The organism is Streptomyces sp. NBC_00872 (assembly GCF_045161915.1).
Taxonomy (GTDB): Bacteria; Actinomycetota; Actinomycetes; order Streptomycetales; family Streptomycetaceae; genus Streptomyces.
Map to the genome: position 1 here is coordinate 4,777,133 of NZ_CP108806.1, position 23,782 is coordinate 4,800,914.

Genomic DNA, 23,782 nt, shown 5'->3' on the forward strand with positions numbered 1-23,782 from the left:
CCATGACTCTTCAGCCCGACGGCCTCCCGTCGTCGTCGGCGGCAGCGGACGGACGCCATCACCGCCGCTCCGGCCACACGGCCCGCTTCTGGCGGGGCAGGCCCGAGGACGCCGGCTGGGTACGCCCGGTCCTGCTCGCCGTCCTCCTGGCCACCGCGCTCCTCCAGCTCTGGGATCTGAGCGCCTCCGGCTACGCCAACTCCTTCTACTCCGCCGCCGTCCAGGCCGGCGGCGAGAGCTGGAAGGCCTTCTTCTTCGGCTCCTCCGACGCCGCGAACTCGATCACCGTGGACAAGCCCCCGGCCGCGCTCTGGCCGATGGCCCTGTCCGTACGGCTCTTCGGACTCGGGTCCTGGCAGATCCTCGTACCCGAGGTGCTGATGGGCGTCGGCACGGTGGCGGTGCTGTACGCGGCCGTACGCCGCCGCTTCAGCGCCACCGCCGGACTGATCGCCGCCGTGGCGCTGGCGCTCACCCCCGTCGCCGCGCTGATGTTCCGCTTCAACAACCCGGACGCGCTGCTCGCCCTGCTGATGACCGTCACCCTCTACTGCGTACTGCGCGCCCTGGAGGCCGGGCGGACCAAGTGGCTGGTGTGGGCGGGGGTCGCGGTCGGCTTCGCGTTTCTGACGAAGACGCTCCAGGCGTTTCTGATCCTGCCGCCGCTCGCGCTGGTGTACGCGGTGTGCGCGCCCGCGTCCCTGCGCCGCAGGCTGGGACAGCTCGCGCTCGCCGGGCTCGCGGTGATCGTCTCCGGCGGCTGGTGGGTCGCGATCGTGGAGCTGTGGCCCGCGTCCTCACGCCCGTACATCGGCGGCTCGCAGACGAATTCGTTCCTTGAGCTGACCTTCGGCTACAACGGCCTCGGCCGGATCAACGGCAATGAGACCGGGAGCGTCGGCGGTGGCGGAGCGCCCGGCGGCGGCGCGGGTGGCGGTGGCGGAGGAGGCGGCCGGGGCTGGGGGGAGACCGGTATCGGCCGGATGTTCAACGAGAGTGTCGGCGGCCAGATCTCCTGGCTGCTGCCCGCCGCGCTGCTGCTGCTCGTCGCCGGACTCGTCATCACCCGGCGGACCGCCCGTACGGACACGGCACGCTCGGCGTTCCTCGTCTGGGGCGGCTCGCTGCTGATGACCGTCGGGGTCTTCAGCTTCATGGCCGGGATCTTCCACGAGTACTACACCGTGGCGCTGGCACCGTATGTCGCGGCGCTCGTCGGTATGGGTGTGACGGTGCTGTGGGAGGAACGGGCCAGGCCGCAGGCGGCGGTGACGCTGGCGGTGACGGCGGCGGGAACGGCGGTCTGGGCGTACGTCCTGCTCGGCCGGACCCCGGACTATCTGCCCTGGCTGCGCTGGGCGGTGCTCATCGGCGGTCTGGCGGCCGCGGTGGGACTGCTCTGCGCGGTACGGCTCGGACGGCGGCTCGCGCTCGCGGCGGCCGGACTCGGGGCCGCGGCCTCGCTGGCCGGGCCACTGGCGTACACGCTGACCACGGTGAACACCCCGCACGCGGGCTCGATCGTCACCGCGGGTCCCGCCTCGGCGCGCGGCGGATTCGGCGGTGGCGGTGGCGGTGCTCGTGGTGGCGGTGGCGGAGGTGGAGGCGCCTGGGGCGATGGTCCCGGCGGCGGTACGCGTGCTCCCGGACAGCAGGGGCCCGGCCAGGCAACGGGCCAAGGCCAGGGTCAGCCCCCGGCGGCCGGCGGCCGGCAGGCCCAACCGCCCCAGCAGAACGGCCAGTCCCGGAACGGTCAGCTCCAGAACGGCCAACGGAGCGCCATGCCACAAGGATTCGGCGGCGGCGCGGGAGGTCGCGGTGGCGGTATGGCCGGTCTGCTCAACGGCCAGAACGTCAGCTCCGAGGTCGAGGCCGCCCTCACCCGGAACGCCTCGGCCTACACCTGGGTAGCCGCCACCATCGGCTCCCAGAACGCCGCGAGCTACCAACTCGCCACCGAGAAACCGGTCATGGCGATCGGCGGCTTCAACGGCAGCGATCCGTCCCCGACCCTCGCCCAGTTCAAGCAGTACGTCACCGACGGGAAGATCCACTACTTCCTCCCCGGGGGCGGCGGTCCCGGCGGCGGCAACTCCGCCGTCACCGCCTGGGTCGAGGCCACCTTCAAGGAGGTCACCGTGGACGGCACGACTCTCTACGACCTCACACAGAAGACGACCTGACCTCAAGTCCACCGCCGACAGCTACGGCCGCGAGAAACCGCTGATCGCGGGTCTCGCCCTGTTCATCGTCGGCTCACCGGCCGCCGGACTCGCCACGTCCGGCGGCCAGTTGGACTGTCTGCCGGGCCGCACGCGCAGCTGCCGCGCTAGGTGAAGCAGGCCGGGTGGACAAACGGGGCAGCGCGGGCAGACTCTCCCTCAGGGGCGGCATAGCATCGACTCCGGCCGGACTTCCGGATTCCGGCTTCCGGTTCCCGGTGGCGGGCCGACCCGTCACCGGGCCACCGGAGCCGGTCCTGGTCGGGGCCGGGCAGCAGCAGGAGTCCGGTCATGTCCGGCCGGAGGGAACCGAGGAGGCTCACCCATGGTGTCGGAAGCCGATCGAGCCAAGCGGCCGACCCGTATCAGCGTGTGGCTGGAGGGTAAGCCCGCGGGCCGCGGCCGCAGGAGCGAACGCTCGGCCGCCCGGCCCACGGACCCGCCAACCGCCGGGCCCTCCACGGATCCGTCGGCCGACCCGTCACCCGGCCCGTCGACGGGGCAGCCCGCCGGACTCGACCGTGACCGCATCACCGCCGTCTCCGTACGGCTGCTCGACGCGGAGGGGCCGGCGAAGTTCTCCATGCGGCGGCTGGCCGCGGAGCTGGGTGTGACCGCCATGTCCCTCTACTGGTACGTGGACACCAAGGACGATCTCCTCGAACTCGCCCTGGACTCCGTCTTCGGCGAGGTCCAGGTGCCGGATCTGACGGACGAGAGCGCCGATTGGCGCGACCAGCTGCGCGAACTGGCCGTCAGCTACCGGACGGTGCTGGTCCGTCACGCCTGGGTCTCCCCGCTCATCGGCAGGTATCTGAACATCGGCCCGCATTCGACGGCCTTCTCCGCCGCCGTCCAGTCGGTCATGCGCCGTACGGGCCTGGCCCTGCACGGTCAGATGGGCGCCCTGTCCGCGGTCTTCCAGTTCGTGTACGGATTCGGCACGATCGAGGGCCACTTCGTACAGCGCTCTACCGACGCGGGCCTGAGCCAGGACGAGTACTTCCGGCAGGCGATGGGGGCCATCAGCGAACAGCCACGGTTCAGGACGTCGTTCGAGGACGCGGACGAGATCATGGCGGCGCGGGGCGGCGACACGGTGGCGGAGATGCGCGAACGGGACTTCACGTTCGCGCTCGAACTCCTCGTCGCGGGCATCGAGGCGATGCGCGCCCGCGCCTGAGACCCCTCCCGACAGGGACCTCGACCCGAGAGCGAGACCCCTCCCGAGAGGAGTCCCTCCACCGCGTCGGCGGCTGCCCGCCTGCGGCTACTGCGGGGCCAGCCTGGCCGGGAAGCCGCCGGTCGCGAGCGGGCCCCAGCGTTCGGGCGTGACACGGATGATGGACTTCCCCTGCTTCACCATCGCCCCGCGGTACTCGTCCCAGTCGGGGTGCTCGCCCGCGATGTTCCGGTAGTACTCGACCAGCGGCTCGACCGACTCCGGAGAGTCGATCACCTCCGCGGTGCCGTCGATCTGTACCCACGGACCGTCCCACTCGTCCGACAGGACGATCAGGCTCACCCGCTCGTCCCGCTTGGCGTTGCGCGTCTTGGCGCGCTCGGGGTACGTGGAGACGACGATACGGCCCGAGTCGTCGACGCCACAGGTGAGCGGGGAGCCCTGGGGGCGGCCGTCGGAGCGGGTGGTCAGCAGGATCGCCCGGTGCCGGGGGCGTACGAACTCCAGCAGTTCGTCGCGGTCCACGGCGGTGTTGGTTGCGATGTTGGGTGCCATGGTCCGCAGCCTACGATGTCCGGCCGCCGGGGCCCGGCCTACGCCACCGGCAGGCTCTCGCCCTGTACGGCCTGGATGTCCAGCTCCACCCGCAGCGTCGCCCCGATCGCCGAGATACCGGCCCGCACCACCTGGTTGTAGTTCATGGCGAAGTCCTCACGGCTCAGCTCCGTGGTCGCGCGGAAGGCCGCCCGTACGCCTCCCCACGGGTCGGGCCCGGTGCCCAGATAGTTCAGATCCAGGTCCACCTCGCGTACGACTCCGTGCAGCGACAGCCGGCCGTGGACCGTCCAGCGGTCGGGGCCCGCCGGGGTCAGTCCCGTACTGCTGTACGTGATCTCGGGGAAGCGCTCGACGTCCAGGAGGTCGGGGGACTTGAGGTGCTTGTCGCGCAGCGCGTTGCCGGTGTCGATGCTCGCCGCGGCGATGACCGCGTCGACCCGCGCGTGCTCATGCCCGCCGCCTGCCCCGATCCCGCCTACCCCGCCTGCCCCGATCCCGCCTTCTCCGCCTGCTTGGGCTGCGCCTTCTCCGCCCGCGCCCCCGCCGTCGGCCGGGTCGCCGATATCGAGCCGTCCGCCGAACTCCTTGAACCGTCCGTGCACGCTGGAGATCCCGAGATGCTGCGCCACCGCGCTCACCGACGAGTGCGCGGGGTCGATGCTCCAGATGCCGGGCGGCGGCAGTTCGGCCCCGCCCTGCCTGGCCAGCACCACCGTGCCGACCTCGGCCCGTCCGCCCGCCGTCACCAGTGCGGTGGAGGCGACGGGCGTATATCCGACGGCCGTCACGACGACGGTGTACGGGCCCGGCGCCAGCGCCACGTCGGCCCGTACCGAGCCGTCCTCCCGGGCCCCGGCCCGCAGCACCTGCGCGCCGGTCATATCGGTCATGGTCACGATCGCGTGCTGGACGGCCCAGCCGTCCCGTGTCCTCACCTGTCCGCGAAGCCCCATCCCGCTTCCCTCCCTGCTCTTTTTCACTGGCTCACTGGTAACGAACACCGGGCCCCGGTGGGCGCGGGAGCGGGCCGTACCTTGCCCGCCACCCCGCCACCCCGCCACCCCGCCACCGGAGCCCGTCCGTTCCGTCCGGCCCGTTCGTGACGGAGCTACTCGCCGGGGTGGGCGAGTTCGATGTCGTGCCCGTCGGCACCGCGCCCGGTCACCGTCAGCGCGCCGGCCACCGGCGGGTATCCCGTCGCGATGACCGTGTACTCGCCCGCGTCCAGGTCGGCGAAGGCGTACGCCCCGTCGTCCCCGGTCGTCGCGGTGGCGACCACGTTCCCGGCCGCGTCGACCAGCGTCACACGGGCGTCCGGCGCGGGCCGTCGGGCGGCGCCCGCCCTGACGATGCCCTGGACCGTCGCGCCCGACCGGAGGAGCGCCTCGATCCGGGTCACTCCCTGGCCGCCGATCTCCACCGGCAGCGCCAGCGGCCGGAAGCCGGTCGCGTTCACCGCGACGGTCACCGATCCGGGGACCAGCTCCCCGAAGGAGAACTCGCCCTGCTCGACGGACTTCCCGGTGGCCAGCACATCGCCGCGCACATCGGTCACGATCACCATCGCGCCCTCGATCGGCAGCCCGCCGGCCGCCGCGCGCACGGTCCCGGCCAGACCGCTCGTACCGGAGAGCAGGATGTCGTACCCGACCGGTTCGTCACCGACGACCACCGTGGACGCCTGCGGCTGGAATCCGTCGGCGGAGGCGATCAGGACGTACGAGCCCGATCCCGGGGCGTCCAGGACATAGCCGCCGTCCGGCTGGGCGACCGAGCGGGCGAGCTGGCGTCCGGCCAGGGAGATCAGGGTGACGGCCGCGCCGGGCACCGAGGCGCCCTCGGCGGTACGCACCACACCCCGTACGGCGGTGCCGTACAGCGACGCGGTCATGGCCTCGGCCGGACCGGTGCTCTGGGCGGGTATCCCGGGTATCCCGGGTGTCCCGGCGACCGCGGCGGGCGCCTCGACGGCGGCGGCCACGGGTGCCGCGACGGCCCCGACAGGCACGGGCGCCTCGACCGCGCCGTCGCCGGCCGCCTCGGAGACCCCGCCGCCCGCAGCCTCGGAGCCCGCCGCCTCGGAGACCGCGCCGTCGCCGGCCGCCTCGGAGACCGCGGCCGCGGCACCCGCCTCCGACGCCTCACCACCGGAGCGCGTCCTCAGCGCGACCTCCTTGATGAACAGGGTCAGCAGCAGGGCGACCAGAGCCGCCGGAGCCGAGTAGAGGAAGACGTCGCCGACACCGTGGCCGTACGCCGCCTCCATGACCCCACGCAGCGGGACGGGCAGCGTGTCCAGGTCGGGGATGGCGCCGCCGCCCGTTCCGGCGTGGCCCAGCGCCGCACCCTGCGGGCCGAGGTCGGCCAGTCCGTCCTTGACGTAGTGGGTGACCCGGTTGCCGAGCACCGCGCCCAGCGCCGAGACACCGATCGCACCGCCCAGGGAGCGGAAGAAGGTGACGGTGGAGCTGGCGGCCCCGAGGTCCTTCGGGGAGACCTGGTTCTGGGTGCACAGGACCAGGTTCTGCATCATCATGCCGACGCCGAGGCCCATCAGAGCCATATAGACGGCCATGTGCCAGTACGGGGTGTCCACCCGGAGCGTACCGAGCATTCCGAGCCCCGCCGTCACCAGCACACCACCGCTGACCAGCCAGATCTTCCAGCGGCCCGTCTTGGTGATGATCTGGCCGGAGACGGTGGACGAGAGGAACAGACCACCGATCATCGGGATGGTCATCACACCGGACATCGTCGGCGACTTGTCGCGCGCGAGCTGGAAGTACTGGCTGAAGAAGACCGTGCCGGCGAACATCGCGATACCGACGAAGAGCGAGGCCAGCGAGGCCAGCGTGATCGTACGGTTGCGGAAGAGACGCAGCGGGATGATCGGCTCGTGGGCCTTGGACTCGACGAGGACGAAGAGCCCGACGAGCGCGACCGAGCCGCCGAGCATGGCGTAGGTCTGCCACGAGATCCAGTCGTACTTGTTGCCCGCGAAGGTGACCCAGACCAGCAGCAGCGAGACGGCCGCGCTGATGAGGAAGGCACCGGACCAGTCGACCTTGACCTGACGCTTGACGACGGGGAGCTTCAGCGTCTTCTGGAGCACCACCAGCGCGATCATGGCGAACGGGACGCCGACGTAGAAGCACCAGCGCCAGCCCAGCCACGAGGTGTCGGTGATGACACCGCCGAGCAGCGGGCCGCCGACGGTGGCTACGGCGAAGGTCGCGCCGAGGTAGCCGCTGTAGCGGCCCCGTTCGCGCGGGGCGATCATCGCGGCCATGACGATCTGGGCGAGGGCGGAGAGACCGCCGACACCGACGCCCTGGACCACCCGGCAGGCGATCAGCATCCCGGTGTTGTGCGAGAGGCCGGCCACGACCGATCCCCCGACATAGATGATCAGGGCTATCTGGACCAGGAGCTTCTTGCTGAAGAGGTCGGCGAGCTTGCCCCAGAGGGGAGTGGTCGCCGTCATCGCCAGCAGCGACGCGGTCACCACCCAGGTGTAGGCGCTCTGCCCGCCGCCGAGGTCGGAGATTATCTCGGGCAGCGCGTTGGAGACGATCGTCGACGAGAGGATCGCCACGAACATGCCCAGGAGCAGCCCGGAGAGGGCCTCCATGATCTGGCGGTGTGTCATCGGCGTGCCGGGGGTGACGGTGGGGCCGCCTCCATGCTTGGCGTGGCCGCCCCGCACACCCGCTGGTGTGGTCGTAGCCATTGGTTTCCTTAGTCCTGCGTCGTCTTAGGTGTGGTGCCGTACGGGCGTTTCCCGCCGCATGGGTGTACGGGTGTACGGAACGTCGAGGCGCCGGTCCCGGCCGTCGCCGAAGCTTCGGCACAGCCGTTCCAGCAGCGCGTTGAGCTGCCCCACCTCGTCGTCGGTCCAGTCGTCGAGCGTGCGCGCGAACATCTCGGTCGTCCGCCGGGCCAGCTCGTCGAGCAGGTCCTGTCCCGCGGGTGTCAGCCGCAGGATGCGCGAGCGCTTGTCGGCGGGGTCCGCGGACCGTTCGAGCCAGCCGCGCTGCGCGGCATGGGCGACATGCCTGCTGGTCACCGACATGTCGACGGCCAGCAGCTCCGAGAGGCGGCTCATCCGCATCTCGCCGTGCCGCTCCAGCAGGGTCAGTACGGCGGCCGAGCCTCCCGGGCAGTCGGCGGGCAGGATGCGCGCCAGACTCCGTTTGACAGCGCTGACGGCACTGAGCTGACGGGCCAGCTCCGCGTACTGACTCTGTGCGGCCATGGGACCCTCCCGACATCTTGTTGCTTGGGGCAACCATAGAACCATAGAAGCCATTGGTTGCTACAGGCAAATGAAATCGGGCCGAGTGGAGTAAAGGAACCCAAAAGGCTTCGCATGGCGCGGGTCAATGCCCGGCGCGGCGGCTCCCGGCCTGGGAAAAGCGGTCCTCGACGGGGAGGAGGGGCGTCCGGGATCGAGGCGGAGGCGTCCGAGGTCGAGGCGGAGGCGTCCGGGGCGAGGTGGTGGCGTCCGGGTTGGGGCGGGGCGTCCGAGGTCGAGGCAGCGGCATCCGAGGTCGAGGCGGCGGCGTCCGGGAATCCATGAACGGGCGTTCGAGGACTTAACGGGCGTTCGGTGTCCGAGTGGCGCGTCCGGCGCGGAATACGGGGCAGTTGGCGGCGGGCCCGGGGTTGGGCCGGGTCCCGGTGTTCGCTAGGGTCCTGCCGTATGGCACACAACCCCCATGCCCCACAGGGCCCCGAGGGCACTCCCGACCCCGCGGGCAGCACCCAGATGTTCCGTGCGTTCGTCGACGACGGCGAGCCGCAGCGCAGGCAGCCGCCTCAGCAGCAGGGCGGGCCGAAGGTCGGACTGATCGTCGGCATCGTCGCGGTGGTCGTGGTCCTGGCCGTCGTGGGCTGGCTGGCCCTCGGCTGAGCCGTTACGACCGTTCGCGTCGGCCGTGCACGTGGGCCGTTCACGCTGATCGTTCACGTCGGCCGTTCACGCTGATCGTTCGCACCGGCCGTGCACGTGGGCCATTCGCGCCGATCGTTCGCGCCGACCGATGATCTGTCGGCGGTTCGTCGCGTCGGCCGATGGTCCGCCGGCGGTTCGACGGACGGATCGTCGATTCGGAACCCCGCCCGGAGCGTTGTCCGGAAAACTCTCCGGAGCTTCGTCCGGCCCACCGGACGAAGGGCGGGGTCCCCGGGCCTCAGTCCGAGATGAGCCCTTCACGCAACTGCGAGAGCGTACGGGTCAGCAGACGCGAGACATGCATCTGCGAGATGCCGACCTCTTCGCCGATCTGTGACTGCGTCATGTTCGCGAAGAACCGGAGCATGATGATCTGCCGCTCGCGGGGCGGGAGTTTGGCGAGCAGCGGCTTGAGCGACTCGCGGTACTCGACGCCTTCCAGCGCCATGTCCTCGTAGCCGAGCCGGTCCGCGAGCGAGCCCTCCCCGCCGTCGTCCTCGGGCGAGGGCGAGTCCAGCGAGGACGCCGTGTACGCGTTGCCCACGGCGAGGCCGTCGACGACGTCCTCCTCCGACACGCCCAGTACGGAGGCGAGTTCGGGAACGGTCGGCGAGCGGTCGAGCTTCTGTGCCAGTTCGTCGCTGGCCTTGGTCAGCGCGAGACGCAGCTCCTGGAGCCGGCGCGGCACCCGCACCGACCACGAGGTGTCCCGGAAGAAGCGCTTGATCTCGCCGACGACCGTCGGCATCGCGAACGTCGGGAATTCCACGCCGCGTTCGCAGTCGAACCGGTCGATCGCCTTGATCAGGCCGATCGTGCCGACCTGGACGATGTCCTCCATCGGCTCGTTGCGGCTGCGGAACCGCGCCGCCGCGTACCGCACCAGCGGCAGATTCAGCTCGATGAGGGTGTCACGTACGTAAGTGCGCTCCGGGCTGTCCTGGTCGAGCACGGCGAGCCGCAGGAACAGGGAGCGGGACAGAGTGCGGGTGTCGATGGCTTCCGGCTGGGACACACGCGGCTGCGCCACATGGTCGAGAGCATCGGGCGCGGGAGCGCTCTTCGTGAGCGTGAGCACCTTCGAGCTGCCCTGTTCTACGGACATGCCACCCCCTTGAGGTCGCGGACGGTCGCGTCGGCCGCTCCCGTCGGTGGAACGCAGCCTCCACCTGAATACCGGCGGCGGGACTGCGGCAAACGCGGTTCCAGCAGAATGTCACATGTCGGCAACACGCTGTAGTGACTTGTCGACAAGTAGGGACCGGATCTGCCCGGGAAAGGGAGGGTTTACAGCTTTTGGGCCGGGGAGGGGGTGTCGAGCGGTCCAGCCGCCCGGGTTACGCCTCGATCCGATTTGCGGATCGGAGCCGGGCGAAGCTTCTGGCCAGCAGTCTTGACACATGCATCTGTGAGACGCCCAGCTCCTGGCTGATCTGCGACTGCGTCAGATTGTTGTAGTAACGCAGCATCAGAATGCGCTGTTCCCGCTCGGGCAGTTGTACGAGGAGATGGCGGACCAGATCGCGGTGCTCGACGCCGGCGAGCGCGGGGTCCTCGTACCCGAGGCGGTCCAGCAGGCCGGGCAGTCCGTCGCCCTCCTGGGCGGCCTCCAGCGAGGTCGCGTGGTATGAGCGTCCCGCCTCGATACAGGCCAGTACCTCGTCCTCGGAGATCTTCAGCCGCTCGGCGATCTCGGCGGTCGTGGGAGAGCGGCCGTGGGCCGTCGTCAGGTCCTCGGTGGCGCCGGTGACCTGGACCCACAGCTCATGGAGGCGGCGCGGCACATGGACGGTCCGTACGTTGTCGCGGAAGTACCGTTTGATCTCACCGACGACCGTCGGCATCGCGAAGGTCGGGAACTGCACACCGCGGTCCGGATCGAACCGGTCGATCGCGTTGATCAGACCGATCGTGCCGACCTGGACGACATCCTCCATGGGCTCGTTGCGGCTGCGGAACCGGGCGGCGGCGTAGCGGACCAGCGGCAGATTGGCCTCGATGAGCGCCCCCCGCACCCGGGTGTGTTCCTCGCTGCCCGGTTCCAGGTCCTTGAGCTGGGCGAAGAGCACCTGGGTCAGCGCCCTGGTGTCCGCGCCCCGGCTCTGCGCGGCGGGGCGTGGCTCGGTCTCGATCTGGGGCGGCACTTGAGGCGCTGTACTGGCCGGCACGGTCACGCCACCCCTTTGTGGTCGACTACGTCAACTCATCCGTCAAAAGCGGTCATAGCATCACAAGACATGTCCGCTATGCGCAAGCACCGGTTAAAACCGTGTTGACGGCAAGTTGAGGCGAAATAGCCAAAAACCCCACACCGAAAAGGTGTGGGGCAGGGGAGGCGGAGGGCTCAGAACTCGTAGTCGGCGATCACCCAGGTGGCGAACTCCCGCCACTGGCCGACGCCCGCCTGATGGGCCGGGTGGCCCAGATAGCGCTGGAGCGCATCCTGGTCGGAGACCGCCGAGTTGATGGCGAAGTCATAGGCGATCGGCCGATCGCTGATGTTCCAGGCGCACTCCCAGAACTCCAGCTCGGGGATCTGCTCACCGAGCTTCTCGAAGGCCTGCGCGCCGGCGATCACCCGGGGCTCGTCACGTGAGACGCCCTCGTTGAGCTTGAAGAGGACCAGGTGGCGGATCAAGGGGCACTCCTTGGGGGACGGGCCTGGCCGCAGGGTGCTCCCGTACGGCCGCTTTCGTGCGGCGCGGGGGTTGCAGGTTCGTACAGCCGTCTTCCGGCCGTTCTTCGGCTACTTGATGAGTTCGGACATGAACTCACCGACGCCCTGGGCGGCGCTCGAAATGCCCTCGAACCCTACCTGGACGAGATCGGCGGCCCGAGCCGGGGACGTGATGATCGTGTACAGCACGAACACGGCGAGCGCGTAGAGCACGATTTTTCTCACTTGCCCCATGGGTCGCTTCCTCCCCTGCCGTCCCCAGTGCAATCGCGCGAGAGTCTAACCGTATGAACGCCAATGCTCGGAGGCCGTACCCGTACGTATACCGAAAGCCCCCCGACGCACTGCACCGGGCCCCTCCCAAGACCAGCAGCGGAGGGATTCGACCCGCTCACGTGACCCGTTTCACCTGCGATTTTCCCCGAGGGCGGGACATACCACCCGGTCTCTGTCCCGCCGCGACCTGCCGCGCCCTGCGCAACCGACCTCTGCCGCTTCCCACGCGACACGTGCCTGCCGCACGGCGTGTATGGCTCCGTCGGCGTCTTTCGCCTGCGTTCCCGGCGGTTGATCCGGCTGGGTGACGGCCGTCGCTTCTGTACCCCTGATACCGCTGGAGGCTCCTCCATATTGCTTTTGATGGGTGTGGATCGATCCTCACGGATGGTCGCACTGTGTAACTGATGTGTGGGGTGACGCGGGCTGAGGGCCTGGACTTGCCCCATTGCTTGATGGCTATTCCCGGGCCCTCGGATCAGTGGCGGGCCGGCTCGGGTGGCTCGGTCTTGGCGTCATCGATATATCAGCCGGGCCGAGGGGTTCGGTGGAGTCAACCGTGTACGCGCGAAGCTGGCGGCAGCATCTCGGGCATCTCGGGCACGTCGCGGGGGATGTCCCTTCGGGCACGGGGCCGACCCGACGTCACTACCACTCTGGTCTGTAGGTGGGGAACACCCTGCGCGGACTACCGCCGGACACGCAGTGCCTCGTCGCGGAGGCGAGGACCAACCCCGCGGGTGCGGGGCCGACGCTGCCTGGGTGACTTTGGTCCACGTGCCAGCGGGAACACCCCGCGGGTGCCGGCCGACTCCTCGCCGGGGAGGTACAGCGGCTCTTCACAAGGAACACTCCCGCGGGTGCGGGGCCGACCACGACGTGGAGGAGACCGAGGCGTGGCGTGCCGGAACACCCCCGCGGGTGCGGGGCCGACCGCGTTGCGAGGGCGGGCAGACCGCGTACGGGAGGAACACCCCCGCGGGTGCGGGGCCGACGCGCAGTGCGCAATGGTGGTGCAGCCGGTCGAAGGAACACCGCCGCAGGTGCGGGGCCGACGGCACGGTACTGGTCGGCGGCGGTGCGGGGGAGGGAACACCCCCGCGGGTGCGGGGCCGACTGAGTGAGCAAAGGCCGTTGACGGACGCAGAGAGGAACACCCCCGCGGGTGCGGGGCCGACGTGCCGGCCGAATCGGCGGGCACCCGGCGGGGGGGAACACCCCCGCGGGTGCGGGGCCGACTCGAAGAGGAACGCGTACCGAAGGTCGTTCGGCGGAACACCCCCGCGGGTGCGGGGCCGACTTTAGCGTGCACACGCCAAGGGCCGGAAGGGGAGGAACACCCCCGCGGGTGCGGGGCCGACGCCGGGTCGCCGACGAGCCAGAACACGTCGTACGGAACACCCCCGCGGGTGCGGGGCCGACGTACTCCCGCTCTGCCGCCGGGCCTCCCGCGCCGGAACACCCCCGCGGGTGCGGGGCCGACCAGACGTTCCACATGGTCTCGGCGGCAATCCCGGGAACACCCCCGCGGGTGCGGGGCCGACGCTTGCTGACCTGCGTCTTTATTCGGAGGGGGCGCCAGTTTCATTCAGTGGGGTTTTGCGGAGGCGTCGGTTGGCGTTGTGTCGGTAGCGAGCAGAAGGGAGCAAACGCGGTCAATCCCCACCCATTGTCAGTATTGGCACCTAGGCTGCCCAACCAGCTTACTGAGCAGAGGGGGAGCGGTGTCCGGAGAGGACTTGGAATCGGGTAGGGGCTGCGACGACCTCCTCGGTGTGCTGTGGGGGAAGTCTGAGGAGAAAGCCGGCGGGACGATGAACCTCCTCCTGTCGCATCTTCTGGACACGGCGGCGGTCGCCGAGCGCATGTGGGACGGATTTCTCGCACCGTCCACCAGGCGCAACCTGGATGGGATCGCCGGTGGGGTGGGTCGGGGGCGGCGGCTGTTTGCCTGGTTGTGCGGGGTTCATGACTGTGGGAAGGCGACGCCCGCTTTCCAACGGATGTGGCCCAAGGGGGCTGAGGCGGTACGGGCGGCCGGACTGGGATGGTCTGATTCCGCGATCTCGCGATGCACGTGGCGGCATGACCGGGCGGGCGGATATCTGCTGCGAGGACTGCTGTCGAGTGCCGACTGGCGCGATGAACATGTGGACTGGGTATGGCCGTTGGCGGCGGGTCATCACGGTGCCTTCCCCGACTGGACCACCACGAAGCCGACGCCCAGGGCACGGGGGCAGTTGGCCGGCGGCGGGCGTTGGCCCGAGGCGCAGGCGGCCCTGGTCCAGCGCTTCACCCAGGAACTGGGCTTTCGTGACCTCGCTGATGTCGAGCCGTCATGCGTGCCTTCGAGAGCGGCGCAGTTGCATGTGAGCGGGCTCATCGTGATGGCGGACTGGATCGCCAGCGACGAGAAGCACTTCAGAGGTGTTGACACGTTGGCGAGGGTGACCATCGACCGTGCGCGGGACCGAGCGGGTCGCGCCTGGGTCGCGCTGCGTCTCCGCGGTGGCTGGGGTCGCCTGGCTGAGCCGGGGCCGGAGGCATTCAAGGACCGGTTCGGGGAGGGGCCGCGCGTCTCTCAGACGATGGTCATGGAGGCGGCGCGGCGGATGCAGGCCCCTGGCCTGCTGGTCGTCGAGGCGCCGATGGGGGAGGGGAAGACGAAGGCCGCGCTGATGGCGGCTGAGATCCTGGCGGCGAAGTTTGGCGCGGACGGCGTGTTCGTCGGCATGCCGACACAGTCCACGAGCGATCCGATGTTCGGGCAGGTCAGAACGTGGGCCGCCGCTGTGGACGAAGAGCTGGCTTCACAGGTCGCCCTGCTTCATGGCAAGCGGATGTTCAACAAGGAATGGCGGGACCTGCTGGACGGAGGGACGGAGGGTCCCGAGAGCAGGTTCGGCGGGATCGACGAGTACGGCGAGTGCGGGGACGACGATCTGTACGGGGAGGGCGTGGCCACGCAGCGAGGGCACCCGGTGCGGTCGTCGCAACGGGGGCCCGCGGAGTGGTTTCTGGGTGCCAAGCGCGGACTGCTGTGCCCGTTCGTAGTGGGGACCATCGACCAGTTGCTGTTCGCGGCGACCCGGACCAAACACGTGATGCTGCGTATGGCGGGGCTGGCCGGGAAGGTCGTCGTGCTGGACGAGGTCCATGCCTCGGACATCTACATGTCGCAGTTCCTCATGGAGGGCCTTCGATGGCTTGGCCAGGCGGAGGTACCCGTGGTCCTGCTGTCCGCAACTCTCCCTCCTCAGCAGCGTCGCGATTTGATCGATGCCTATCTGTCCGGTGCCGCGTCCCGTGAGGAGTTCACGGCCGACGGGCTGCCCGAGCCGCGTGGCTATCCCTCGGTCAGTGCTACCTGGATGGCACAGGACGGCTCCGGTCCGCGCTTCGACGTCGATACATGCGAGGGCTGGCGTGACGACCTGCACATCACGGTCGAACTCATGGCGGAGACGGTCCCCGGCCCGAGAGCAGTACCTGAACAGCGGGAAGCGGCAATGGCGGAGGCCAATGCAGCGGTCGCCACGTACCTCGGCCGCGCGCTTGCCGACGGTGGCTGCGCGTTGGTGATCCGTAACACCGTCGACCGTGCGCAGTCTTTCTACTCCGAACTCCGTAAGAGCTTCGGTGATGATGTGCTCCTGCTGCATGGGCGCATCGCGGTCGGTCCGCGCGCCGATCGGACGGCTGAATGCCTGCGCTTGCTCGGCGCACAGAAGAAGGACCAGCCATCGGCCCGACCGGCGCGGCTGATTGTGGTCGCCACTCAAATCGCCGAGCAGTCCTTCGATGTCGACGCGGACCTCCTCATCACTGATCTCGCCCCGATCGACTTGCTCCTCCAGCGTGTTGGCCGCCTGCATCGGCACCAGGGGACCGAGCGCGGCGGCCGACTGGCCGAGCCACGCGTGGTGATCACCGGTTTCGCCGGTGCGGACGGCACGCCGGAGATGGCCGGCTCCGAGAACATCGCCGTGGCACTCGACCGTCCTGCGCCGCGGTTTCTGGGAGGGTCCGAGTTCATCTACGGACGACATCTGCTACTCCGTACGGCCGCGCACCTGTTCACTGCCGCGGACGGCGCGAACGGGTGGAGCATTCCGGGGCAGGTGCCCGAACTGGTCGCAGCCGGTTACGGGGCCGGCGAGGAGGGAGTGCCGCCGGCGTGGCGGGGGGATGTGGAAGCGGCTCGTCTGCGGTGGGAGGACGAGCAGCGTAAGCGCATCGAGGCGGCGGCCGGATATCTCCTGACCCGGCGCGGCGACAGAGAAGGGGGCACCTTGTCGGGCCTGCATTACGCCTCGGTGCCAGGCGCGGGCCGTGATACCGATCTCGACGCCGTCGTTCGTGACGGTGAGGCCGGCGCGGAGGTCATCGTGGTGCTCAAGGACGGTGAGACGTACCGGACGCTCTCAGGACGTCCCCTGACGATGAACGGAGATGTGCCGGACGCTCTGCTGGACGACGTTCTTGGCGGGACGGTACGGCTTCCCCCGCGCTACACGGCGGCAGTGGCCCAGGAACTGGCCCCGCTGCCCGGTTGGCTCGGTCATCCCCGGTTCTGCTACAGCCCGGCGCTCGTCCTCGACGCCCAGCGCCGGACTGTTCTCGCCGACCGGGGAGTGCGCTACGAGAGGGACTTGGGACTGGTGGAGGAAGGCGCGGTCCCGGGGACCAGAGGATAAGAACGTGTGAGGGAAAGGACCCTCCGTGCCCGCCTCGCACGAGAACGTCCTTTCGGGGACGGCACCTCAGCCGGGCGGTAAGAGAATCTGCCTGGCTGTTCACGGAACCATATAGACCTTTGGCCAATGATTCGGTAACTTCCCCTTTTTCCTCTCAAGTCGTATTCGAATGTGTAAAGTTGCTGCTGCGTCGCGAGATGAGAAAGGGCTTGGGGGAACCGGATTGTTCAATTTGCTGGACGAGCCATGGTTGTCCGTACGGGTCGCGGACGGTTCCGCGGATTCAAGCGCGCCGAGTCTTGGCCCGGTTGAGGATGTCGGTCTCAGGCGCCTCCTCTTGGAGGCGGACCGGTTACAGGACCTCGTGGTCGATCTGCCGACCCAGAAGCCAGCGATCTTCCGCCAGTTGCTGCTGCCTGTCGTGGTGCACGCTCTTGGATGGCCTGCGGATGCCGCCACGTGGACGGTCATGTTCCGGTCCGGGGCCTTCACTCCCGAGCAGCGGCAGAAGCTGGCCGGGTATCTGGACGAAAATCGCCATCTCTTCGACCTGTTCGATCCCGTTGCCCCCTTCGGGCAGGTGGCCGGACTGCGTACGGTGAAGGGGGAGACCAAGGGATCGGCACTGCTGGTCGCGACGGCGGCGACCGGGAACAATGTGCCCCTGTTCTCCTCTCGTACGGAAAGTGATCTCCTTGAGCTGACGCCGGCGCAGGCCGCTCGCTGGCTCGTACATACGCACTGCTGGGACACGGCGGCCATCAAGACCGGCGTTGTGGGAGACCCGCAGGCGAAATCCGGGAAGACGACAGGCAACCCGACCGGGCCCCTTGGGCAGTTGGGCGTCGTCATGCCCAGGGGAAGGACTCTGTACGAGACCCTCCTGCTGAACATCCCCTTCGGGCGGGTGCCTTTGTCGGACGATCTGCCCCAGTGGCTCCGGCGCGCAGGAGAAGGCAGAATCGAAGACACCCTCTCCTGTGGCACGCCCACCTGGCAGACGCGCTCCGCCCGCGGGCTGTTGGACCTGTGGACCTGGCAGTCGCGCCGTATCCGGATGGTCCCCGAGGAGACTCCGGCAGGGCTGCGGGTCACCCGGGTCGTCGTCGCCGCAGGCGATCGACTCACGCCCACCCCCGCCGATGAGCCGCACACCACCTGGATCACCGACCGCGCCGCTTCCCGTACCAGGAAGTCCGGCAAGATCACGGCGGCCCCGGCCTACCGGCCGCGTCGGCATCAGCCGGGACGAGCGGGCTGGCGCGGGCTTGAAGCGCTACTGGCCGTCGGTGGTGTCACCGAAAGCCGTGAAACGACTTCCACCCGTGCAGGGTTTCACACCAGCCTGCTCCTCAGCCGCCTCGGCGAGGTGATGGACCGGATGCCGCAGACCTACCCGCTCCAGATCGAGCTGACCGGTGTCACCTACGGCAACCAGTCCGCCGTCATCGAGGACGTCTTCTTCGACGAGATCCCGCTGCCGCTGACCGCGCTGGATCCGGACGGCGTCATCTACGGCACCCTCTTGGAAGCGGTGGACCAGGCGGAGAAGCTGGCCGGAGCGGTCAACAACCTCTCTGCGGACCTGCGGCGGGCCGCCGGCAGTGAACCGATTCCCTGGGACAAGGGACAGCGCCCCGGCGATACCTTGCTGCACGCCCTCGACCCGGTCGTCCGGCGCTTGCTGGCCGGCCTGCGAAAGACCGGAGAGGACTTCGACCAGTCCGAGCGCGGGCTTGAAGCGTGGGAGCGGCAGGCCGGAGTCGCCACATTGAAGGTGGCTGAGCAGGTCTTCGCCACGGCCACACCCGCACTGTTCGTCGGCCGGACGGTGAGCAGGGACGGCAAGGAGTACGTGTACCGGCTCAGCAGCGCAGAGCGCGGCTTCCGCGCCCGCGTAGACGCGATCCTCACCCGTCGGCAGCTCAGTGCAAGGACGAGTGAGCCGCAGCGCTGAGTACTCCTGGCCCCATTTCCGCCTGATGGCCTTCCGACCGAAGGGGGACCGCTGTGTCCACCACTCCGCAGACCAGCACTGCCCGTGTCCCGGTTCCTCCCGCTCGTCGTTACTGGGCCCAGCGCGTGAACGACAAAGGTGCCTGGCGCACCGATCACAGAACCAAGGTGCCCATGGACGCGCCCGGTGAGGACCTGGCGGCTCTCCGCTCCGGCCTGGGACGGCCGGCCGGTACCGTCCCCGCACTCTGGCGTTTCTACACCAGCCCCGTCGACGGGGAGGTGACACCCGAGCTGGAAGCGGAACACGCGGCTCTGTCGCTCTACGGACTGCACCAGCAGAGCCAGAGCCGGCCCATGCACAAGCCCGGCATCCACCTAGGGACCGCTCTGCGGACCCTGCACCGCAGCGAACGCTTCAGCGAGGAGGCTGTTGACCGCCGCGTCGCCGCTGCCGTCCACACCTCGTCCGTGGCCGCCCTGGTCTACCGGCTGCGCGGACTGGTCACTCAGCTCCGAGCTGTGGAGCAGCCGCTCGACTACGACCGCCTGCTCCAGGACATCAGGCGCTGGCACTACGCCGAATCCCGGCAGGGAGTCCGCCGCGACTGGGGCCTCGCCTACCACGAGTGGAGTGCCCGAGTGGGCAGGGACTCCAGCGAAAGCCCGCTGACCGGACAGAGCTGACATCCGGCTTCAGCTTCCGGGCTTTGGTGTCCGTATCGCTTGCCCGTATGGGCCTCACCCGTAGCGGTCCATACGGACCGCCCGTTTGCCGTACCCACCGACCAACTGATGGAGGACTTCATGGCGCTGCCCGCACCCCGCACCTACGTCGACGTTCACATCTTGCAGACCGTGCCGCCGGCCAATCTGAACCGCGACGACCAGGGCAACCCCAAGGAGGCGTACTTCGGCGGGGTACGCCGCTCGCGCGTCTCCTCCCAGGCATGGAAGCGCGCCACCCGCACCCACTTCACCGAGCGCCTTCCCGCGCAGGACCTCGCGACCCGTACCCGGCGGATCGGCGGCGCGCTCGCCAAGCGGATCGCTGCCATGACCGACCTGGATGCGGAGGCGGCGAGCCGTCTGGCGGGCGCGCTCCTGGCGCCCTTGAAGATCAGCGCCGGCAAGAAGGAGGGCGACACCGCCTACCTGTTCTTCTACGGCCGCCGTCAACTCGACGCCGTCGCGGCCCTGGTCGGGGACAGGGCCACCGAGCTGGTAGCCCTGGACGAGGAGGAACTGACTGCCGAGATCAAACAGCTCTCCGTCCAGAAGGAGTTCAGTACCGGGCACCCCATGGATGTCGCCCTCTTCGGACGCATGGTCGCCGACATCCCGGCGCTCAACGTGGACGCGGCCACCCAGGTCGCCCACGCCCTCTCCACTCACGCGGTGGAGCTGGAGTTCGACTACTTCACCGCAGTGGACGACGAACAGGAAAAAGGCGAGGAGACCGGCGCCGGCATGATCGGCACCATCGGCTTCAACTCCGCCACCCTCTACCGCTACGCATCCGTCGGCCTGCACCAGCTCGTGGACAATCTCACGGACCAGGAAGCGGCAGTGACCGCGGTCGAGGAGTTCATGACCTCCTTCGCACGCTCCATTCCCTCGGGATACGGAAACTCCTTCGCGCACCGCACCCTGCCCAGCCTCGTCGCCGTCACCGTACGCTCCGACCAGCCCGTCAACCTCGTCTCCGCCTTCGAGGAACCGGTCACCGGCTCCACAGGAATCGCGGCGGCCTCCGCGAGCCGGCTGGCCCACGAGCACGCCAGGGCTGCCAGTTGCTGGGGCGACACGCCCGACTTCACCGCCGTGTGCCACACCTTCGACACCACCGGCGACACCGCGAAGCTGCTCGAGCACACCTTCGGCGAAGCCCTCTCCTTCCCTCGGCTCCTCGGCGACCTGCGAGCCCATCTCACCGACCCCCTCAAGCAGGCCGCCCGATGACGTCCCTCACCCCCGGGGCACCCTCCGTCCGTCAGAGCGGCGGGCAGGCGGTACTGCTGCTCCGCCTCGCAGGACCGCTTCAGTCATGGGGCTCACGCAGCGCCTTCAACCGTCGCGAGACCGGCCCCGAACCCACCAAGTCCGGAGTGATCGGCCTGCTCGCGGCAGCCTCCGGACTCGCCCGCGAGGATCCCCTCGACGCACTCCTGCCCCTGCGCCTGGGGATCCGGGTCGACCAGCCCGGAGCCCTGCTGCGCGACTACCACACCGTCAGCGACTACCGGGGCCGCCCGTTGCCCCAGGCGGGTGTGAGCGCCAAGGGGATCCAAAAGCCGACCTCGCCCGCCAAGAACACCCACGTGACCACCCGCTACTACCTCCAGGACGCGGTGTTCCTCGCCGCCGTGGCGGGCCCCCGTACCCTGCTCACCGCACTCGACGTGGCAGTACGCGCACCCGCGTACCCGCTCGCGCTGGGCCGCCGCTCGTGCCCGCCCACCCAGCCGGTCTCCTGCGGCCTGCGCGACGGAAGCATCGAGGACGTGCTGCGGGAGGAGCCCTGGCAAGCGTCCCGACGAGCCCGCGAACAGTACGCCGCCCAACGGGGCCGTGAGCGCAACCTGGGCCGCTCCCTCTACCCAGCTCGGGTGGACCGTTCCGTCACCGTCGAGGATCCGCACGGTGACGACGTCCTGCACGACGCCCCCGTCTCCTTCCACCCGCAGGCCCGCACCTTCACCAGCCGGCGCGTACGGCACGACTGGCTGAGCATTCCCACGGGGTTCCCGCGAACGGACGATGACACCTCCGACGGCGCGAACGACGACGCCGGACACGACCCCTTCGCCCTGCTGGGCTGGTGACCGCCATGACCTATCTCTCGCGTATCCGCATCAACCCGCTCCGCGCGGGAAGTCGCCGACTGCTTTCCAATCCACGTGTCATGCACGGCGCTGTCACGGGCGGCATCCCGGGCCCAGCGGGCAGTGAACGCGTCCTGTGGCGACTGGATGCCGACGACCCCCGCCGCCCCCATCTGTTCGTCCTCACCCGTTCCAAGCCCGACTGGACGCACGTGATCGAACAGGCCGGCTGGCCCGACGCGGACGGGGAGCATGCCGCCGTCCGTGACTACGCCCCCCTGCTGCGGCAGATCGCCGCCGGACGTGAGTTCGCCTTCCGCCTGACTGCCAGCCCCGTCCAGAACACCCAGATGCCGAACACTCCCACCCCCGCTCAGGCCGCCCGCCTGGCCGCCCGTATCGACAGCAAGCGCGCACGCGGCTTCCGCCTGGGGCACCGCACCGTCGCCGCTCAGCTCGGCTGGTTCCTCGACCGCACCGAGCGCTGGGGCTTCGACATCCCCGCCTCACGCACCGACCCCGCCGCTCCAGGTCTCGACCCGCGCACCCCGGAAGGTACGCCTGTGGCGGCATCCCAGAACATCAATCCATTCCGTGAGGTCCGTATCACCGACCGGCAACGCCATTCCTTCACCAAGAGCGGCAAAGGCCCCCGCGTCACCTTTCGCAGCGCCACCTTCGAGGGCCGCCTTCGCGTCACCGATCCGACGGCGTTCACCGCCCGCCTCCTGGAGGGGATCGGCCCCTCCAAGGCATACGGCTGCGGCCTCCTCACCCTTGCTCCCGTCCCCGCAGAGAAGGGCTGAACCATGGCCGAACCCTGGTGGAAGGCCGACCCGCACGACCTCCACCGCATCGTGGACCGCGTATCCAGCGTCTACGTCGAGCGAAGCCACCTCGACCGCGACGAGAACGCCGTCGTCATCGTCAACAAACGCGAGACCGTACGGGTACCGGCCGCCATGATCGCCGTCATGCTGCTCGGTCCCGGCACCCGCGTCACCCACGGCGCGATCCGTCTCCTCGCCGACTCCGGCACGGCGGTCTGCTGGGTCGGCGAACAGGGCGTACGGATGTACGCGGCCGGGCTCGGCCCCAGCCGCAGCGCCGGCCTTCTCCACCGCCAGGCATGGCTCGTCACCCGGCCCAAGGAACGCCTCAACGTCGCCCGTGCCATGTACGGCATGCGGTTCCCGGGCGAGGACGTCTCCAAGGCCACCATGCAGCAGCTCCGGGGCCGCGAAGGTGCCCGTTTCCGCAAGCTCTACCAGGAGCACTCACGTCGCAGCGGCGTCCCCTGGGACGGCCGTGTCTACAAGGCCGGAGACGCCTTCGCCGCGGGCGACGACCTGAACCGTCTCCTGTCCGCCGCGAACGCCGCGCTCTACGGTATCTGCCACGCCGTCATCGTCGGCCTCGGAGCCGGCCCCGGCCTCGGCTTCGTGCACACCGGCTCCGCGATCTCCTTCGTCCTCGACATCGCCGATCTCTACAAGGCCGAATACACCATCCCTCTCGCTTTCGACCTCACCGCCCAAGGCCTCACAGACGAACGGGATGCCCGTATCGGCCTCCGCGACCAGATCGCCGAAACCAAGCTCCTGGGCCGCATCGTGCACGACGTCAAAGCACTGCTGAATCCACCGGGCATCGATTTCGACACTCCGGAAACCAGCGAACTGTGGGACGAACGCCTCGGATCGGTCGCCGCAGGAGTCAACTGGGCCGCCGACGCACCGCACGGCTCGGCGGATGCCTCGCCTCCCATCGAACCCGCCGAGGCGAAACTGGATGGGCCCGCCCCGGTGGACCTGACCGAGGCCGGTATGGGCGAGCAGCACATCGCCATCATCGGACCGGAGTTCGAGGAACCACCTTCACCGGAGCCGCCGAAGTCACCGGAGCCTCCGGAGCAGACCTCATGACCGTCATTGTCCTGATCGCCGCCCCCGACGGGCTCCGCGGCCACCTCACCCGCTGGATGGTCGAAGTCAACGCCGGCGTCTTCGTCGGCAACCCGAGCCGCCGTATCCGTGACCGCCTCTGGGAACTCCTCGCCACCCGCATCGGCGACGGCCAAGCAGTCCTCGTCGAACCGGCCTCCAACGAACAGGGCTGGGCGGTCCGGACAGCTGGCCGAGACCGCTGGCGGCCGGTTGACTTCGATGGACTGATCCTCTCGGCCCGCAACCGCCGATGACCGGATCGCCGTGCGGTTCGCAGGCACGCAGTCGCCTTCGGTTTGATGCCCGGCGTAGTCTCTCGGTGAGATTTCGTCGGTGTCCAGCAGGTTCTTGTTGCCCTGCATGCGCGGGGATTGCCCTGGCCTGACGACTGGGCGTGCCATGTCGCATGGGTTCTGGCCTCGCAGTGGCGGGGGGCACTTTATGACGCGAAGGCCGTCCGCACCTCGCTGTCTGGGCTCAGCGGCACC

General features: G+C 69.3%; 19 protein-coding genes and 1 CRISPR repeat array. Of the genes, 11 read left to right on the forward strand and 8 right to left on the reverse strand.

The annotated features are described in order from the left end of the window. Positions 1–2 precede the first annotated feature (2 nt). Both OG214_RS20415 and OG214_RS20420 read left to right on the forward strand, forming a co-directional pair. Positions 3–2,183: an ArnT family glycosyltransferase gene (locus OG214_RS20415; protein WP_405987557.1), complete on the forward strand. Its 2,181-nt coding sequence runs from the start codon at positions 3–5 to the stop codon at positions 2,181–2,183. Between the two features lie 364 nt (positions 2,184–2,547). After that, positions 2,548–3,405 carry a TetR/AcrR family transcriptional regulator C-terminal domain-containing protein gene (locus OG214_RS20420; RefSeq protein ID WP_405985547.1) on the forward strand — a complete coding sequence of 286 codons (858 nt, stop codon included), beginning with the start codon at positions 2,548–2,550 and terminating at the stop codon, positions 3,403–3,405. A gap of 87 nt (positions 3,406–3,492) precedes the next feature. On the opposite strand, the gene OG214_RS20425 is transcribed toward OG214_RS20420, so the two are convergent. From OG214_RS20425 to OG214_RS20440, 4 genes are all read right to left on the reverse strand, one after another. Continuing rightward, positions 3,493–3,960 carry a PPOX class F420-dependent oxidoreductase gene (locus tag OG214_RS20425; protein ID WP_363081604.1) on the reverse strand — a complete coding sequence of 156 codons (468 nt, stop codon included), beginning with the start codon at positions 3,958–3,960 and terminating at the stop codon, positions 3,493–3,495. Between the two features lie 38 nt (positions 3,961–3,998). Next, complete coding sequence (locus tag OG214_RS20430) at positions 3,999–4,916, reverse strand: YceI family protein (protein ID WP_363081603.1); 918 nt, start codon at positions 4,914–4,916, stop codon at positions 3,999–4,001. 155 nt (positions 4,917–5,071) lie between these two features. Next, the gene (locus OG214_RS20435; protein ID WP_405985548.1) at positions 5,072–7,693 is read right to left on the reverse strand and encodes an MFS transporter; all 2,622 of its coding nucleotides are present in this window, start codon (positions 7,691–7,693) and stop codon (positions 5,072–5,074) included. Positions 7,694–7,717: 24 nt separating this feature from the next. Further along, on the reverse strand, positions 7,718–8,218 hold the full coding sequence (locus OG214_RS20440) for a MarR family transcriptional regulator (protein WP_363081601.1): 501 nt from the start codon (positions 8,216–8,218) through the stop codon (positions 7,718–7,720). Between the two features lie 447 nt (positions 8,219–8,665). Here OG214_RS20440 and OG214_RS20445 point away from each other — a divergent pair, with 447 nt between their 5' ends. Beyond that, on the forward strand, positions 8,666–8,875 hold the full coding sequence (locus OG214_RS20445; RefSeq protein ID WP_363081600.1) for a hypothetical protein: 210 nt from the start codon (positions 8,666–8,668) through the stop codon (positions 8,873–8,875). 280 nt (positions 8,876–9,155) lie between these two features. Here OG214_RS20445 and OG214_RS20450 read toward each other — a convergent pair whose 3' ends face one another. The 4 genes from OG214_RS20450 to OG214_RS20465 all read right to left on the reverse strand — a co-directional run bounded on the left by OG214_RS20450 (position 9,156) and on the right by OG214_RS20465 (position 11,828). Further along, complete coding sequence (locus OG214_RS20450) at positions 9,156–10,022, reverse strand: RNA polymerase sigma factor SigF (protein ID WP_363081599.1); 867 nt, start codon at positions 10,020–10,022, stop codon at positions 9,156–9,158. A 232-nt stretch (positions 10,023–10,254) separates the two neighbouring features. Further along, the gene (locus OG214_RS20455) at positions 10,255–11,085 is read right to left on the reverse strand and encodes an RNA polymerase sigma factor SigF (RefSeq protein WP_363081598.1); all 831 of its coding nucleotides are present in this window, start codon (positions 11,083–11,085) and stop codon (positions 10,255–10,257) included. Between the two features lie 176 nt (positions 11,086–11,261). Further along, the gene (locus tag OG214_RS20460; protein ID WP_363081597.1) at positions 11,262–11,555 is read right to left on the reverse strand and encodes a Dabb family protein; all 294 of its coding nucleotides are present in this window, start codon (positions 11,553–11,555) and stop codon (positions 11,262–11,264) included. 108 nt (positions 11,556–11,663) lie between these two features. Continuing rightward, positions 11,664–11,828: a hypothetical protein gene (locus OG214_RS20465; protein ID WP_363081596.1), complete on the reverse strand. Its 165-nt coding sequence runs from the start codon at positions 11,826–11,828 to the stop codon at positions 11,664–11,666. 887 nt (positions 11,829–12,715) lie between these two features. After that, positions 12,716–13,414: direct repeats of the CRISPR family, unit length 28 nt; unit sequence GGAACACCCCCGCGGGTGCGGGGCCGAC. A 180-nt stretch (positions 13,415–13,594) separates the two neighbouring features. On the opposite strand from OG214_RS20465, the gene cas3 reads away from it, so the two are divergent. From cas3 to cas2e, 8 genes are all read left to right on the forward strand, one after another. After that, the gene (cas3, locus tag OG214_RS20470; RefSeq protein ID WP_405985549.1) at positions 13,595–16,567 is read left to right on the forward strand and encodes a CRISPR-associated helicase Cas3'; all 2,973 of its coding nucleotides are present in this window, start codon (positions 13,595–13,597) and stop codon (positions 16,565–16,567) included. 169 nt (positions 16,568–16,736) lie between these two features. Further along, positions 16,737–18,524: a type I-E CRISPR-associated protein Cse1/CasA gene (casA, locus tag OG214_RS20475; RefSeq protein WP_405985550.1), complete on the forward strand. Its 1,788-nt coding sequence runs from the start codon at positions 16,737–16,739 to the stop codon at positions 18,522–18,524. 53 nt (positions 18,525–18,577) lie between these two features. Next, positions 18,578–19,210: a type I-E CRISPR-associated protein Cse2/CasB gene (gene casB / locus OG214_RS20480; protein WP_405985551.1), complete on the forward strand. Its 633-nt coding sequence runs from the start codon at positions 18,578–18,580 to the stop codon at positions 19,208–19,210. A gap of 120 nt (positions 19,211–19,330) precedes the next feature. Next, positions 19,331–20,485, forward strand: a complete 1,155-nt coding sequence (gene cas7e, locus OG214_RS20485; RefSeq protein ID WP_405985552.1) for a type I-E CRISPR-associated protein Cas7/Cse4/CasC — start codon at positions 19,331–19,333, stop codon at positions 20,483–20,485. Beyond that, on the forward strand, positions 20,482–21,348 hold the full coding sequence (cas5e, locus tag OG214_RS20490; protein WP_405985553.1) for a type I-E CRISPR-associated protein Cas5/CasD: 867 nt from the start codon (positions 20,482–20,484) through the stop codon (positions 21,346–21,348). Before cas7e ends, cas5e begins: the two co-directional genes overlap by 4 nt. Positions 21,349–21,353: 5 nt before the next feature. Beyond that, positions 21,354–22,154 (forward strand): type I-E CRISPR-associated protein Cas6/Cse3/CasE, encoded by an 801-nt coding sequence (gene cas6e / locus OG214_RS20495; protein ID WP_405987558.1) that lies wholly within the window; start codon positions 21,354–21,356, stop codon positions 22,152–22,154. Positions 22,155–22,157: 3 nt separating this feature from the next. Then, positions 22,158–23,273: a type I-E CRISPR-associated endonuclease Cas1e gene (gene cas1e, locus OG214_RS20500; protein ID WP_405985554.1), complete on the forward strand. Its 1,116-nt coding sequence runs from the start codon at positions 22,158–22,160 to the stop codon at positions 23,271–23,273. Further along, positions 23,270–23,548, forward strand: a complete 279-nt coding sequence (cas2e, locus tag OG214_RS20505) for a type I-E CRISPR-associated endoribonuclease Cas2e (protein ID WP_365905178.1) — start codon at positions 23,270–23,272, stop codon at positions 23,546–23,548. The genes cas1e and cas2e overlap by 4 nt, the downstream gene beginning before the upstream one ends. Positions 23,549–23,782: the final 234 nt, after the last annotated feature.

What these genes read in the sequence shown, in the direction of transcription:
- OG214_RS20465 (WP_363081596.1), bottom strand. Translation starts at nt 11,828, where the DNA reads ATGGGGCAAGTGAGAAAAATCGTGCTCTACGCGCTCGCCGTGTTCGTG.
- OG214_RS20420 (WP_405985547.1), top strand. Translation starts at nt 2,548, where the DNA reads ATGGTGTCGGAAGCCGATCGAGCCAAGCGGCCGACCCGTATCAGCGTG.
- cas1e (WP_405985554.1), top strand. Translation starts at nt 22,158, where the DNA reads ATGGCCGAACCCTGGTGGAAGGCCGACCCGCACGACCTCCACCGCATC.
- OG214_RS20445 (WP_363081600.1), top strand. Translation starts at nt 8,666, where the DNA reads ATGGCACACAACCCCCATGCCCCACAGGGCCCCGAGGGCACTCCCGAC.
- cas2e (WP_365905178.1), top strand. Translation starts at nt 23,270, where the DNA reads ATGACCGTCATTGTCCTGATCGCCGCCCCCGACGGGCTCCGCGGCCAC.
- cas5e (WP_405985553.1), top strand. Translation starts at nt 20,482, where the DNA reads ATGACGTCCCTCACCCCCGGGGCACCCTCCGTCCGTCAGAGCGGCGGG.
- casA (WP_405985550.1), top strand. Translation starts at nt 16,737, where the DNA reads ATGTGTAAAGTTGCTGCTGCGTCGCGAGATGAGAAAGGGCTTGGGGGA.
- OG214_RS20430 (WP_363081603.1), bottom strand. Translation starts at nt 4,916, where the DNA reads ATGGGGCTTCGCGGACAGGTGAGGACACGGGACGGCTGGGCCGTCCAG.
- OG214_RS20450 (WP_363081599.1), bottom strand. Translation starts at nt 10,022, where the DNA reads ATGTCCGTAGAACAGGGCAGCTCGAAGGTGCTCACGCTCACGAAGAGC.
- OG214_RS20425 (WP_363081604.1), bottom strand. Translation starts at nt 3,960, where the DNA reads ATGGCACCCAACATCGCAACCAACACCGCCGTGGACCGCGACGAACTG.
- cas6e (WP_405987558.1), top strand. Translation starts at nt 21,354, where the DNA reads ATGACCTATCTCTCGCGTATCCGCATCAACCCGCTCCGCGCGGGAAGT.
- OG214_RS20440 (WP_363081601.1), bottom strand. Translation starts at nt 8,218, where the DNA reads ATGGCCGCACAGAGTCAGTACGCGGAGCTGGCCCGTCAGCTCAGTGCC.
- OG214_RS20415 (WP_405987557.1), top strand. Translation starts at nt 3, where the DNA reads ATGACTCTTCAGCCCGACGGCCTCCCGTCGTCGTCGGCGGCAGCGGAC.
- OG214_RS20435 (WP_405985548.1), bottom strand. Translation starts at nt 7,693, where the DNA reads ATGGCTACGACCACACCAGCGGGTGTGCGGGGCGGCCACGCCAAGCAT.
- cas7e (WP_405985552.1), top strand. Translation starts at nt 19,331, where the DNA reads ATGGCGCTGCCCGCACCCCGCACCTACGTCGACGTTCACATCTTGCAG.